Raw genomic sequence first — 13321 nt, forward strand, 5'->3', positions numbered from 1 at the left:
GAGTGAACGATGCGATTCATGATCATGATTCGGGCGAACGCCGTCAGCGAGTCCGACGCGTTGCCGGACAACCGGCTGGTCGAGGCCATGACCGTCTATCACGAGGAATTGGCCAGGGCCGGCGTGCTGCTCGACGCGAACGGGCTGCGCCCGAGCGCGAACGGCTGGCGCGTGCGCTACTCGGGCGGCAAGGGCACCGTGGTCGACGGCCCGTTCGCCGAAACGAAGGAGCTGATTGCCGGCTATACGCTGATCCAGGTGCGTTCGCGCGACGAAGCGCTCGAATGGACGCGCCGGTTCCCCGCGCCGTTCGGCGCCGAGATGGATTGCGAGATCGAGGTGCGGCCGCTGTTCGAGCTTGACGACCTCACGCCGAGCGACGCGGTCGAGCGGTTTCGCGAACTCCACGTCGGCCGTACCAGCGCCTGATTGACTGCCCACCTGAATCCAACCTCACCGGAGCACCCGACATGCACAAGATGGTCTTCATCAACCTGCCCGTGGCCGACCTGCCGCGCTCGAAGGCGTTCTACCAGGCGCTCGGCTTCGAAGTCGTGCCGGCCTATACCAACGACCAGGCCGCTTGCATCAAGATCAGCGACACGATCTTCGCGATGCTGCTCGTGCGCCCGTTTTTCCAGACGTTCACCGGCAAAACCATCATCGATCCGGCAACGCAGGTGCAGGTCCTGTCGTGCCTGTCGTGCGAAAGCCGCGCCGAAGTCGACGCGATCGTCGCAAAAGCGCTGGCGGCCGGCGGGACCGCGCCGCAAGCGCCGCGCGAGTACCCGAACATGTACGGCCACGGGTTCGACGATCCGGACGGCCATGCATGGGAGCTGATGGCCATGCCGCTGGACGCGTCCGCCGAGGGGCAGGCGTCGTGACGCGTGAGGCGACTCACCGTGCGATTGAAGCGGTCTGGCGGATCGAGGCGCCCAAGATCATCGCGCGCGCCGCGCGTGTGGTGCGCGACGTCGGCGTGGCCGAGGAACTGGCGCAGGACACGCTCGTCGCGGCGCTCGAGCACTGGCCCGTCGACGGCGTGCCCGACAACCCGGCGGCATGGCTGATGACGGCCGTGAAGCGTCGCGCACTCGATCGTGTCCGTCAGGAGTCGCTCCACGCGGCGAAGCGCGACCAGCTCGGCCACGAGATGGACGCGCTCGAAGCGCACGTCGTTCCCGACATCGCGGAGGCGTTCGCCGACGCGAGCGACGACATCGGCGACGACCTGCTGCGGCTGATCTTCACGTCGTGCCACCCGGTGCTGTCGACCGATGCGCGCGTCGCGCTCACGCTGCGGCTGCTCGGCGGGCTGACGACGGGCGAGATCGCGCGCGCGTTCCTGACGCCCGAGCCGACGATCGCGCAGCGGATCGTGCGCGCCAAGCGCACGCTCGCGGCGGCGCACGTGCCGTTCGAGGTGCCGGCTGCCGATGCGCGGCCCGCGCGGCTCGCGTCGGTGCTCGAAGTGATCTATCTCGTGTTCAACGAAGGCCATGCGGCGACCTCGGGCGACGACTGGACGCGCCCGGCGCTGTGCGACGAGGCGTTGCGGCTCGGCCGCGTGCTGGCCGGGCTGGCGCCGGACGAAAGCGAGGTGCTCGGGCTCGTCGCGCTGATGGAACTGCAGGCGTCGCGCATGCATGCGCGCATCGACGCGCAGGGCCGGCCCGTGCTGCTGCTCGACCAGGATCGCAGCCGCTGGGATCCGCTGCTGATCCGGCGCGGCCTCGCGGCGCTCGAACGCGCGACGAAGCTCGGCGGCGTACGCGGGCCGTATGCGCTGCAGGCCGCGCTGGCGGCCTGCCATGCGCGCGCGCGGCAGGCGTCGGATACGGACTGGGCGCAGATCGTCGCGCTGTATGACGCGCTTGCCGAAGTCGCACCGTCGCCCGTCGTCGAGCTGAATCGCGCGGTGGCCGTGGGGATGGCGTTCGGGCCCGCTGCGGCGCTCGAACTCGTCGACGCGCTGCGCGACGATCCCGCGCTCGCGCGCTATCACTGGCTGCCGAGCGTGCGCGGCGACCTGCTGGCGAAGCTGGGCCGCGCCGACGAGGCGAAGGTCGAATTCCGCCGCGCGGCGGAACTGACGCGCAACGAGCGCGAACGCGAATTGCTGCTCAGGCGCGCGACGGACGCATGACCCACGCAGCACGCGCGCACCCCAAGCCCCGAGCCCCGAGCCCCGAGCCCCGAGCCCCGAGCCCCGAGCCCCGAGCCCCGAGCCCCGAGCCCCGAGCCCCGAGCCCCGAGCCCCGAGCCCCGAGCCCCGAGCCCCGAGCCCCGAGCCCCGAGCCCCGAGCCCCGAGCCCCGAGCCCCGAGCCCCAAGCCCCAAGCCCCAAGCCCCAAGCCCCAGGCGCGCCCGGCAGCGCGCCCCCCGTCCCGCCAAGCACTATCGCCCGGATTGAAAAAGCCTATTGGGGGATGCGAACGCGAGCGCCTAGATTGAAGAGCACGATGCGCGTGCCCCGGCACACGCATCGTTCCCCACATACCTGATCGGCCCGGCTTCGCATGCGGCCGCGCCGACTCGAATGGAGGCGCAAATGGCTCAGCTCAAGGGCAGCAAAACCGAAGAGAACCTGAAGGCCGCATTCGCGGGCGAATCGCAGGCGAACCGGCGCTATCTGTATTTCGCTTCGAAGGCTGACGTCGAGGGCCAGAACGACGTCGCTGCGCTGTTCCGCTCGACCGCCGAAGGCGAAACCGGCCATGCGCACGGCCATCTCGAATACCTGGAAGCCGTCGGCGATCCGGCAACGGGCTTGCCGTTCGGTTCATCGCGGCAGAATCTCGAATCGGCGATCGCCGGCGAAACGCACGAATACACCGACATGTATCCGGGCATGGCAAAGACGGCGCGCGACGAGGGCTTCGACGAAATCGCGAACTGGTTCGAGACGCTCGCGAAGGCTGAACGCAGCCACGCGAACCGCTACACGAAGGCGCTGGACAGTCTCGTCGACTGACGGGCCGCCCGCGGGCCGCACGGCAGGCCGTGCGACCGGCAAGCGGCCGGCTGTTCGTTCATCGCTGCCCGCATCGTGCGGGCGGCGCTGGCGCGCATGCGCGCCACGCTGGAGCGCCCCATGCCCCACAAGGAAGGCAGTCTCGAAGCCCCGACCCGGCATCCGCTCGACTGGCAGTCCGATGCGTTCTACGACCAGGCCGCGATCGATGAGGAAATGACGCGCGTGTTCGACATCTGCGCCGGGTGTCGGCGCTGCGTGTCGTTGTGCGGCGCGTTTCCGACGCTGTTCGATCTGGTCGACGACACGCCGATGGGCGATATCGAGGAGGTGCCGAAGGAAGCGTTCGGCAAAGTCGTCGACCAGTGCTACCTGTGCGACCTCTGCTACATGACGAAATGCCCGTACGTGCCGCCGCATGCATGGAACGTCGACTTCCCGCACCTGATGCTGCGCGGCAAGGCCGCGCGCTACAAGCGTGGCGAAGCGACGCTGCGCGACAAGGTGCTGTCGAACACCGACGCGCTCGGCCACTTCGCCGGCATTCCGATCGTCACGCAGACGGTGAACGCGGTGAACCGCACGCCGCCCGCGCGCCACGCGCTCGAGGCGACACTCGGTGTCGATCGCCATGCGTGGCTGCCGGAATTCGCGCCGCGCAAGTTCCGGCGCACGGCGAGGCCCTCGGACGGCTTGCCCGTGCGCGACGGCGAACGCACGCCCGGCAAGGTCGCGATCTATGCGACCTGCTACGTGAATTTCAACGAGCCCGGCATCGGCCACGACCTGCTCGCGATCCTCGCGCACAACGACATCCCGTACGAACTCGTCACGCGCGAGGCCTGCTGCGGGATGCCGCTGCTCGAGCAGGGCAATCTGGCCGGCGTGGCCGCGAAGAAGGACGTGAACCTGCCCGTGCTCGAACGCTATGCACGCGAAGGCTATGCGCTGATCGGCGCGATCCCGAGCTGCGTGCTGATGTACAAGAGCGAGCTGCCGCTGATGTTCCCCGGCGACGAAGCAGTGCGCGCGGTGGCCGAAGCATTCTGGGATCCGTTCGAATACGTGATCGCTCGGCATCGCGACGGACTGCTGAAGACCGATTTCAAGACGGGCCTCGGCACCGTGTCGTATCACGTGCCGTGCCATGCGCGCGTGCAGAACATCGGCCGCAAGACGGCCGACGCGCTGTCGCTCGTGCCCGATACACGCGTGAATGTCGTCGAGCGCTGCTCGGGCCACGCGGGCACGTTCGGCGTGAAGAAGGAATTTCACGCGGACGCGATGCGGATCGGCGGGCCCGTGTTCAAGGCGATGGCCGAACCGCAGCCGGATTTCGTGTCGTCGGACTGCGCGCTGGCCGGCCATCACATCGTGCAGGGCATCGACGACAAGGGGTTGCCATCCGCGCCGCTCGCCCATCCGCTCACGCTGCTGCGCCGCGCGTACGGCATCTGAGCCGCCGCCGGCCGACCCACGAGGCTCTCCCATGACGTTGACCCGCGATTCCCTGCTGACGCTCGAAGCGTACGCGAAGATCCGCAAGGCCGAACACGCGCGGCTCGTCGCGTACAAGCGCCGCCGCGCGGTGGCGCTCGGCAATCACCTGCGCTTGCTGTTCGAGGACGAGACGACGATCCGCTATCAGATCCAGGAGATGCTGCACATCGAGAAGATCTTCGACCAGGCCGGCATCGAAGGCGAACTGGAAGCGTATCTGCCGCTCGTGCCCGACGGCACGAACCTGAAGGCGACGATGCAGATCGAGTACGAGCACGAGCTCGAACGGCGCGCGGCGCTCGCGCGGCTGATCGGTATCGAGGATCGGGTGTACCTGCAGGTCGACGGGCATGCGAGCGTCTACGCGATCGCCGACGAGGATCTCGAGCGCGACAACGCCGAGAAGACGTCGGCCGTGCACTTCCTGCGCTTCGAGCTCGACGCGCCGATGCGCGCGGCGCTCAAGGGCGGCGCGGCGCTGTCGATCGGCTGCGATCACCCGGCCTACACGATGCCGGCGCAGCGCGTGGACGCGGACGTGACCGCCTCGCTCGCCGGCGATCTGCGCTGACGCGTCCGCTGTACGTCCGACACGTCCGACCCACCGCCGTCCCTTTTTCCGTTCCGACCCGAAACGGGAAGTCCGTCGCCGATGCGGCGCGACTGCTCGCCTGCCGCCGTGACGATGTAACAAGCGTCGCGAGTTTGCGCGCGGCGAAAAATGTGCATCGTGCGTCACCGTGCTTTCATCACTCGCAGAGAAACAATAAGAATATTGTGCACGGAGATAATTTAAATCGACCGAATTTGAATGATTTACCGATTCGTGAATATCTTGTTACGCTTTTTTCCCTGATTTACCGATGTCGGGAAGCAATGCGCGGGATTGTTGCCGGCAGGGAGTGAGGTGGCCCGAAAATGCCCATGAAAAGGTAGTCTTCATGGGCTGCGGAGCCCCGCCAGACGGGCCTTTGCAGCGTCGGGCATAAAGATCGCGCAAAAAAATTCAAGCGTAAATACATTGCGCACCCATGGCTGGTTGTTTCAGTGCGTAACATTAAGTCATTGTCATATTGAGATAAACCCTAGGGATGGTATGCTTCGTGCACAAAAATTCCCACATTGGAGTGAGACCGTGATTTGTGCGTCATTGCCGGGAATGGCGGCACCGTGAAAGTGCGGTGCCGCGCCGGCATGCACAACGTCGGATAACCATAATGTGCAACCTGGCCGCCCCGCGACGCGATGTGTCGCGACGGCGCCGCCAATCGCAGCCCCGGCCTGGCTGCGTGGAGAGATCTACTATGTTCTTCGATGAGCTTAACGATGAAGAGTGGTTTCGTCTTTCAACGCTGATCGCCGATGAACCCATCCGGCTGAATCGTCGTGGGCGTCCACGAGCCGAACCGCGCGTCGTTGCCAACGCGGTGCTCTGGATCCTGACGACCGGTGAAGCCTGGTCGAAGCTGCCCGGTCGCTATCCGTCCGGGCCGACGTGCCGTCGCCGTTACGAGGAATGGCTGGCGTCCGGCACGCTGCTGCAGATGATCGACGTGCTGACCCAGTTCAGCGGGCGCACGTTCGCGTATATCCCGCCGCCGCCGGCGCCGGTCGTACCCGCGCGCCGTGCCGAGCCCGCGCCCGACAACGATCGCTTGCGCGGCGTGTTCTGGCAGAACCCCGAATCGTGGCAATTGCCGGTCGCTCAGGCAAACGTTTGGCAGGGCGAGGGCGCGTCGCTGAGCGCGATGCCGGTCGATGAAGTGGTCGATCCGTCAGCTGTGTCGTTCGCGGTGCCCGGGGCGCCGTCGAGAGAGCTGCGCCCTGCGCGTGCGTCGTCGGCGAGCTTCGCCGCGGCCGAACCGCAAGTCGACGAATATCGCGGCTATACGATCTACGGCATTGCGCAGCCGGTGCAGAACCTGATGTATCGCGCGTGGGCCGAGATTTCGCAGCAAGACCGGCGCGTCGAGCGCTCGGGCCTGATCGGCCCGCGTTTCACCGATGCCGAGGAAGCCGAGCAGTTCGCGCTCGACTGGGCGCGCCAGTGGATCGATCGCCATGGCGCGAGCGACGAACCGGCGCGCGAGTCGCAAGGCGAGGTGCTGGCCGGCCTGTCGGCGCTCGCGCGTGCGGAGTCGGACATCAAGCGCTTCATCGCCGAGCGTCGCGCGACCACGCTGTCCGAAAGCCGCAACGACCCGGTGCAGCCGGAGCGCCGCGAATACGTGTACCGCGTCGGCTGATCGCCGTACCGCTGAAACGCGCGGGCCGTCGTGTGCCATGACGCCCGCGCGGCAGTCCCGTCTTTCCATGCTTGCCGTGCCGGGGCGCCGCCGTCGAAGCGGCGCCCCACGTACACGTGCGTTACTGCCGGCCATAGGTATCGTCGAAGCGGACGATGTCGTCCTCGCCGAGATACGCGCCCGACTGCACTTCGATCAGCTCGAGCGGCATCTTGCCCGGGTTCTCCAGTCGGTGCGACACGCCGAGCGGGATGTACGTCGATTCGTTTTCGGACAGCAGGAACGTTTCGTCGCCGCGCGTGATGCGCGCGGTGCCGCAGACGACGATCCAGTGTTCGGCACGGTGGTGGTGCATCTGCAGCGACAGGCGTGCACCCGGTTTCACGACGATGCGTTTCACCTGGAAGCGTTCGCCCATGTCGACCGAGTCGTAGTGGCCCCACGGGCGATGCACCTTGCGGTGATCGGTCGCTTCCGCGCCGCGTTGCGCCTTGATGTGCCCGACGATTTTCTTCACGTCCTGCACGCGCGACTTGTCCGCGACGAGCACGGCGTCGGGCGTTTCGACGACGACGAGGTTCTGCGTGCCGACGCAGGCAACGAGGCGGCTTTCCGAATGCGCGAACGTCGATGCCGCGCCTTCGAACAGCACGTGGCCGCGGCCGACGTTCTCGGCCTCGTCCTTCGGCGAGATCTGCCAGATCGCGTCCCACGAGCCGACGTCCGACCAGCCCGCATCGAGCGGCACGACGACGCTTTCACACAGTTGCGGCAGGCTGGCGAGCGGCTCCATCACCGCGTAGTCGATCGAGTTCGACGGCGACGCGGCGAATGCGTCGCGATCGATGCGGAAGAAATCGCCATCGGCCTTGCCCTGGGCGACGGCCTGTTCGCAGGCCGCATGGATCGCCGGTTCGAGCTGGCGGATCGCCTTCAGCCAGACCGATGCGCGCACGATGAAGATGCCGCTGTTCCACCAGTATTCGCCCGATGCGACGTACTGCTGAGCGAGTTCGAGATGCGGTTTCTCGACGAAACGGTCGAGGCGGCGCACGTCGAGGCTGCCCGTGGCGGCGTCGCCGAGCGGCGCGCCGACGCGGATGTAGCCGTAGCCGGTTTCCGCGTGCTTGGGCACGATGCCCAGCGTCGCGATCTTGCCTTGCGCCGCGCAGTGCACGCCGGCCGCGACGGCCGCGTGGAAGCGCGGCAGGTCGGCGACCGCGTGGTCGGCCGGCATCACGGTCATCACCGCATCGTTGCCGCCGGCGACGAGCCGCAACGCGGCGAGCGTCAGCGCGGGCGCGGTGTCGCGGCCGATCGGCTCGAGCATGATCGACGCCGATTTGCCGGTCAGGCGCAGCTGTTCGGCGGTGGTGAAGCGGTGATCCTCGCCGCATACGATCAGCACGTCGTCGTTCAGCGGATGGTCGGCCGTCAGGCCGTCGAGGCGCAGCGCGGTCGACTGCAGCAGCGAATGTTCGCCGAGCAGGCCGATCAGCTGTTTCGGAAAACGTTCGCGCGACATCGGCCACAGGCGCGTGCCGGACCCGCCGGCGAGAATCACCGGTTGCACGGCGACGCGCGTGCCGGCTGCGGGGGCGGCGGAAGCAGAGTGGCGCGTTTCGGCAGCCACGGCCGGAGCATTCATGAGGACACTCTCCACGGTTGAAGTCAGTGCCTGTCGTTGTAGCACGAAGTAAATCGACAATAAAACCGGACCCATTGCCGGATATTCGCCATAAATTCATCCGGAAGGATTTCTCGTACTAGCATCCGATGCAATTAAAAAAATAAAAAATAAATCCTTTTATCGGCCGGCCTTGACCGCCAGCAAAGGGTGAGCGGAAATCGTAAAGCTTTCGAAAAATTCCCGGCTCGCGAGCGTTTCGGGAAAACATGCCGATTTAATTCAAAAGTTTCCAGGAAATAATTTCCGATTATTTTTCGAAATACTTGTACGCTTGAGGCGAAAATTTCTTACCGCTTCAATAACGACATGCAACGTTTGAATCGAATGTGCGGCACCGGTCGCACAAGGAGCAGTTCGGCAAACGCCTGTTCAAAGAGGAAGCAGACATGTTGAGCGTGCTGGCGAGAGTCATCGATATCGCGATGGTCGTGGCGGGAGCGCTGATCGCCGCCGCACTGCACGGCGGCAGCATCTGGCTCAACGACCTGCAGCGCACGATGATGCTGTTCGATTGCCTGCTCGTCGTCGTGTGTTTTCCCGCCTTCGGCATTTACCAGTCCTGGCGCGGCAAGCGTCTCGTCGGGCTGGTGGGGCGGGTGGCGTTCGCGTGGCTCGTGGTCGAACTCGCGGGCATCCTGTTGAGCTTCAGCTTTCATCAGTCGGGCGACCTGTCGCGGCTGTGGCTGGGTTACTGGGCGCTCGCGACGATGACGCTGCTCGCCGGCTCGAAGACCTGCGTGCACGTCGTGCTGCGGCAACTGCGCCGCGGCGGCTACAACCTGAAGGCGGTCGCGATCGTCGGCGGGACGCCGGCGGCGCGGCGGCTGATCGCGCAGATGCGGGCGCGGCCCGAAGCCGGCTTCAACCCGGTGTGCGTCTACGACGAAAGCGAAGCGCCGGGCGAAGTCGCGCTCGACGACGTGCGCATTGAGCGGCAGTTCGACTCGCTGGTGTGGCTGGTGCGCAGCCGCGCGATCAGCGAGCTGTGGCTCACGCTGCCGATCACGGAGGAACGCCGGATTCACCATATCGTGACGGTGTTCCGCCACGACTTCGTGAATATCCGCTTCATCCCGGACGTGCGCACGCTGTCGTTCTTCAACCAGGAAGTGGTCGAGGTGCTCGGCGTGCCGGCGATCAACCTGGCGGCGTCGCCGATCACCGACGTGCGGATCCTGCCGAAGTTCGTGTTTGACCGGCTGTTCGCGCTGGCGGCCCTCACGGCGCTCGCGCCGGTGATGCTGCTGATCGCCGGCCTGATCAAGCTGACGTCGCGCGGGCCGGTGTTCTTCCGCCAGAAGCGCAAGGGCATCGACGGGCACGAGTTCGAGATCTACAAGTTCCGCTCGATGAAGGTGCACCAGGAAGCGGCGGGCCAGGTCACGCAGGCGAAGAAGAACGATTCGCGCGTGACGCCGGTCGGCCGGTTCCTGCGCCGCACGAGCCTCGACGAGCTGCCGCAGTTCATCAACGTGCTGAAGGGCGAGATGTCGGTCGTTGGCCCGCGTCCGCATGCGCTCGCGCACGACGACATCTACAAGGATCTGGTCAAGGGCTACATGTTCCGCTACCGGATCAAGCCGGGCATCACCGGGTGGGCGCAGATCAACGGCTTTCGCGGCGAGACCGACCAGATCGAGAAGATGATGGGACGCGTGAAGCTCGATCTGTACTACATGCAGAACTGGTCGTTCTGGCTCGACATCAAGATCGTCGTGCTGACGCTCTGGAAAGGCTTCACCGGCAGCAACGCGTACTGAGTACCGAGTACCGAGATCGCGCCACGCAGGCATTCTGGTTTTACGAATTTCGAATCATTGGTCAAGAGGTCCGACACATCATGAATCTGACTATCATCGGCAGCGGTTACGTAGGTCTTGTCACCGGCGCCTGTCTCGCCGACATCGGGCACGACGTGTTCTGTCTGGACGTCGACCAGGCAAAGATCGACATCCTGAACAACGGCGGCGTGCCGATCCACGAGCCGGGCCTCAAGGAAGTGATCGCGCGCAATCGCTCCGCCGGCCGCCTGCGTTTCTCGACCGATGTCGAGGCCGCGGTCGCGCACGGCGACGTGCAGTTCATCGCGGTCGGCACGCCGCCCGACGAGGACGGCTCGGCCGACCTCCAATACGTGCTCGCGGCGGCGCGCAACATCGGCCGCACCATGACGGGCTTCAAGGTGATCGTCGACAAGTCGACGGTGCCGGTCGGCACGGCCGAGCGCGTGCGCGCGGCGGTTGCCGAGGAGCTCGCGAAGCGCGGCGGCGACCAGATGTTCTCGGTCGTGTCGAATCCGGAATTCCTGAAGGAAGGCGCGGCGGTCGACGATTTCACGCGGCCGGACCGCATCGTGATCGGCTGCGACGACGACGTGCCGGGCGAGCGCGCCCGCGAGCTGATGAAGAAGCTGTACGCGCCGTTCAACCGCAACCACGAACGCACGCTGTACATGGACGTGCGCTCGGCCGAGTTCACGAAATACGCGGCGAACGCGATGCTCGCGACCCGCATCTCGTTCATGAACGAGCTGGCGAACCTCGCCGACCGCTTCGGCGCGGACATCGAGGCCGTGCGCCGCGGGATCGGCTCCGATCCGCGCATCGGCTATCACTTCCTGTACGCCGGTTGCGGCTACGGCGGCTCGTGCTTCCCGAAGGACGTCGAGGCGCTGATCCGCACGGCCGACGAGCACGGGCAATCGCTGCAGATCCTGAAGGCCGTGTCGTCGGTCAATGCGACGCAAAAGCGCGTGCTCGCCGACAAGATCGTCGCGCGCTTCGGCGAGGACCTGACGGGCCGCACGTTCGCGATCTGGGGCCTCGCCTTCAAGCCGAACACCGACGACATGCGCGAAGCGCCGAGCCGCGAGCTGATCGCCGAGCTGCTGTCGCGCGGCGCGCGCATCGCCGCGTACGACCCGGTCGCGCAGCAGGAAGCGCGTCGCGTGATCGCGCTCGATCTCGCCGATCACCCGAGCTGGCTCGAGCGCCTGAGTTTCGTCGACGACGAAGCGCAGGCCGCGCGCGATGCCGACGCGCTCGTGATCGTCACCGAGTGGAAGGCGTTCAAGAGCCCCGACTTCGTCGCGCTCGGCCGCCTGTGGAAAGCGCCGGTGATCTTCGACGGCCGCAACCTGTACGAGCCGGAGACGATGAGCGAGCAGGGCATCGAATACCACCCGATCGGCCGGCCGGGCTCGCGCCAGGCCGTCGCCGCCCGCGTGCCGGGCACCGCGCGCGAGCGCGCGTAACCCGTTTCCCGTCACTCGTCACTCGTCACGAGACGCCATGTTCCGGAACATCCTGATCGTCTGCCATGCGAACGTCTGCCGCAGCCCGGCAGCGGAAATGCTGTTCAAGTCGCACGCCGCGTCGCGCGGCGGCCCGCGCCCGACGTTCCACTCGGCCGGCGTGCATGCGAACGACGGCGACGGCATCGATCCGGTGATGCGTCAACTGCTTGCCGAGCACGGCGTCGATGCGACGACCCATCGCTCGCGGCGGCTGTCGCGCCGGATCGTGCGCGACGCCGACCTGATTCTCGTCAGCGAGCGCGGACAGATCGCGGCCGTCGAGTCGGTCGATCCGTTCGCGCGCGGCAAGGTCCACCTGCTCGGCAAGTGGGAAGGGGCCGAGATTGCCGATCCGCACGGCGGCCCCGAGGCCGATTACCGCGAGAGCTACTCACTGATCGAACGTCTGGTTCAAGGATGGCTACAGAAAATATGCTGAAACGCCCGATGCGCCCGGTGGCGCTTGCCGTCGCGCTGACGACTTTCCTGTCAGCCTGTGCAACCGCGCCCGGCAACTACCTCGACTCGTCGAACCTGAAGGACGAAGGCCGGCAGCAAGCGGCCGAAACCTATCCGGTTCATTACATCGACGCCCAAGTGGTGATGGACCAGTTGCAGAAAGCGCAGGTCGACCATCCGCTGCCGCCCGGGCGTTATACCGATCCGTCGGAGTACGTGTACCGTGTCGGCCCGCAGGACATCCTCGGCGTCACCGTGTGGGACCACCCCGAGTTGACGACGCCGCAGGGTCAGTCGTTCTCGAGCGGCGGCAACACGACGCAGTCGGTCGCGGGCGCGCTGCAGCAGCCGTATACGACCGCGCTGCCGGGCCAGGCCGACCCGTACGGCCAGACGGTCGCCGCCGACGGCACGATCTTCTTCCCGTTCGTCGGTCGCATCAAGGTGGCCGGCAAGACGGTCGCGCAGATCCGCGAACAGATGGCCACCTCGCTGTCGCGCTACGTGAAGAATCCGCAGCTCGACGTGCGCGTGCTGTCGTTCCGCAGCCAGAAGGTGCAGGTGACGGGCGAGGTGAAGCAGCCGGGCCCGCTCGCGGTGAGCGACGTGCCGCTGACGCTGGTCGACGCGATCTCGCGCTCGGGCGGCTCGACCAGCGAGGCCGACCTGCAGCGCGTGCGCCTGACGCGCGACGGCAAGCTCTACACGCTCGACGCGAACGGCGTGCTCGATCGCGGCGACGTGAGGCAGAACGTGATGCTGCAGCCGGGCGACATCGTCAACGTGCCGGATCGCAGCGACAGCCGCGTGTTCATCATGGGCGAGGTCAAGACGCCGGTCACGGTGCCGATGCTCAAGGGCAAGCTGACGATCGCCGATGCGCTGACCGCGGGCGGCGGGATCCTCGATACCGACGCGAACCCGCGCAAGATCTACGTGATGCGCGGCATGCGCGACAACCCGACGAAGCCCGAAGTGTTCCGTCTCGACATGACGCAGCCGGATGCGCTGATGTTGTCGAGCCGCTTCCCGCTTCAACCGCTCGACGTCGTCTACGTCAGCACGGCCGGCTCGGTGCAGTTCAACCGTGTGTTGCAGCAGGTGCTGCCGACGATCCAGACGATCTTCTACATGCGGCAGATCACGCGCTGATAG

The 13321-nt window shown here is 66.3% G+C and carries 12 protein-coding genes; 11 read left to right on the plus strand and 1 reads right to left on the minus strand.

Annotated features, from left to right (window positions below; translation table 11 throughout):
• The first annotated feature begins 9 nt into the window (after window positions 1-9).
• The 7 genes from HWX39_RS05410 (at window position 10) to HWX39_RS05440 (ending at window position 6722) form a co-directional block, all read left to right on the plus strand.
• Window positions 10-429: a YciI family protein gene (locus tag HWX39_RS05410; protein WP_175965893.1), complete on the plus strand. Its 420-nt coding sequence runs from the start codon at window positions 10-12 to the stop codon at window positions 427-429.
• Window positions 430-470: 41 nt separating this feature from the next.
• On the plus strand, window positions 471-887 hold the full coding sequence (locus tag HWX39_RS05415; RefSeq protein ID WP_175965894.1) for a glyoxalase/bleomycin resistance/extradiol dioxygenase family protein: 417 nt from the start codon (window positions 471-473) through the stop codon (window positions 885-887).
• The gene (locus tag HWX39_RS05420) at window positions 884-2149 is read left to right on the plus strand and encodes an RNA polymerase sigma factor (protein WP_175965895.1); all 1266 of its coding nucleotides are present in this window, start codon (window positions 884-886) and stop codon (window positions 2147-2149) included. The genes HWX39_RS05415 and HWX39_RS05420 overlap by 4 nt, the downstream gene beginning before the upstream one ends.
• Before the next feature lie 404 nt (window positions 2150-2553).
• A complete protein-coding gene (locus tag HWX39_RS05425; RefSeq protein ID WP_027791020.1) occupies window positions 2554-2976 on the plus strand; it encodes a rubrerythrin family protein in 423 nt (140 codons plus the stop codon).
• A 120-nt stretch (window positions 2977-3096) separates the two neighbouring features.
• Entirely contained in the window at window positions 3097-4434 is a 1338-nt protein-coding gene (locus HWX39_RS05430) for a heterodisulfide reductase-related iron-sulfur binding cluster (RefSeq protein WP_175965896.1), read from the plus strand.
• Window positions 4435-4465: 31 nt separating this feature from the next.
• Window positions 4466-5047 (plus strand): DUF3501 family protein, encoded by a 582-nt coding sequence (locus HWX39_RS05435; RefSeq protein WP_175965897.1) that lies wholly within the window; start codon window positions 4466-4468, stop codon window positions 5045-5047.
• Window positions 5048-5780: 733 nt separating this feature from the next.
• Complete coding sequence (locus HWX39_RS05440; RefSeq protein WP_175965898.1) at window positions 5781-6722, plus strand: transposase; 942 nt, start codon at window positions 5781-5783, stop codon at window positions 6720-6722.
• A 121-nt stretch (window positions 6723-6843) separates the two neighbouring features.
• On the opposite strand, the gene HWX39_RS05445 is transcribed toward HWX39_RS05440, so the two are convergent.
• Window positions 6844-8370, minus strand: coding sequence for a mannose-1-phosphate guanylyltransferase/mannose-6-phosphate isomerase (locus HWX39_RS05445; protein ID WP_175965899.1), 1527 nt, complete (start codon window positions 8368-8370; stop codon window positions 6844-6846).
• A 428-nt stretch (window positions 8371-8798) separates the two neighbouring features.
• On the opposite strand from HWX39_RS05445, the gene HWX39_RS05450 reads away from it, so the two are divergent.
• From HWX39_RS05450 to HWX39_RS05465, 4 genes are all read left to right on the plus strand, one after another.
• Window positions 8799-10172 carry an undecaprenyl-phosphate glucose phosphotransferase gene (locus HWX39_RS05450; RefSeq protein WP_175965900.1) on the plus strand — a complete coding sequence of 458 codons (1374 nt, stop codon included), beginning with the start codon at window positions 8799-8801 and terminating at the stop codon, window positions 10170-10172.
• Window positions 10173-10252: 80 nt separating this feature from the next.
• Entirely contained in the window at window positions 10253-11665 is a 1413-nt protein-coding gene (locus HWX39_RS05455) for a UDP-glucose/GDP-mannose dehydrogenase family protein (protein WP_175965901.1), read from the plus strand.
• Window positions 11666-11702: 37 nt separating this feature from the next.
• A complete protein-coding gene (locus tag HWX39_RS05460) occupies window positions 11703-12146 on the plus strand; it encodes a low molecular weight protein-tyrosine-phosphatase (protein ID WP_175965902.1) in 444 nt (147 codons plus the stop codon).
• On the plus strand, window positions 12140-13318 hold the full coding sequence (locus tag HWX39_RS05465; RefSeq protein ID WP_175966114.1) for a polysaccharide biosynthesis/export family protein: 1179 nt from the start codon (window positions 12140-12142) through the stop codon (window positions 13316-13318). The genes HWX39_RS05460 and HWX39_RS05465 overlap by 7 nt, the downstream gene beginning before the upstream one ends.
• Window positions 13319-13321 lie beyond the last annotated feature (3 nt).

It is taken from the genome of Burkholderia sp. BCC0322, from assembly GCF_902833045.1.
In the GTDB taxonomy this organism is placed as follows: Bacteria; Pseudomonadota; Gammaproteobacteria; order Burkholderiales; family Burkholderiaceae; genus Burkholderia.

Coding starts and splice junctions, on each gene's coding strand:
- HWX39_RS05425 (WP_027791020.1), top strand. CDS start 2,554: ATGGCTCAGCTCAAGGGCAGCAAAACCGAAGAGAACCTGAAGGCCGCA.
- HWX39_RS05465 (WP_175966114.1), top strand. CDS start 12,140: ATGCTGAAACGCCCGATGCGCCCGGTGGCGCTTGCCGTCGCGCTGACG.
- HWX39_RS05410 (WP_175965893.1), top strand. CDS start 10: ATGCGATTCATGATCATGATTCGGGCGAACGCCGTCAGCGAGTCCGAC.
- HWX39_RS05460 (WP_175965902.1), top strand. CDS start 11,703: ATGTTCCGGAACATCCTGATCGTCTGCCATGCGAACGTCTGCCGCAGC.
- HWX39_RS05445 (WP_175965899.1), bottom strand. CDS start 8,370: ATGAATGCTCCGGCCGTGGCTGCCGAAACGCGCCACTCTGCTTCCGCC.
- HWX39_RS05440 (WP_175965898.1), top strand. CDS start 5,781: ATGTTCTTCGATGAGCTTAACGATGAAGAGTGGTTTCGTCTTTCAACG.
- HWX39_RS05450 (WP_175965900.1), top strand. CDS start 8,799: ATGTTGAGCGTGCTGGCGAGAGTCATCGATATCGCGATGGTCGTGGCG.
- HWX39_RS05455 (WP_175965901.1), top strand. CDS start 10,253: ATGAATCTGACTATCATCGGCAGCGGTTACGTAGGTCTTGTCACCGGC.
- HWX39_RS05430 (WP_175965896.1), top strand. CDS start 3,097: ATGCCCCACAAGGAAGGCAGTCTCGAAGCCCCGACCCGGCATCCGCTC.
- HWX39_RS05415 (WP_175965894.1), top strand. CDS start 471: ATGCACAAGATGGTCTTCATCAACCTGCCCGTGGCCGACCTGCCGCGC.
- HWX39_RS05435 (WP_175965897.1), top strand. CDS start 4,466: ATGACGTTGACCCGCGATTCCCTGCTGACGCTCGAAGCGTACGCGAAG.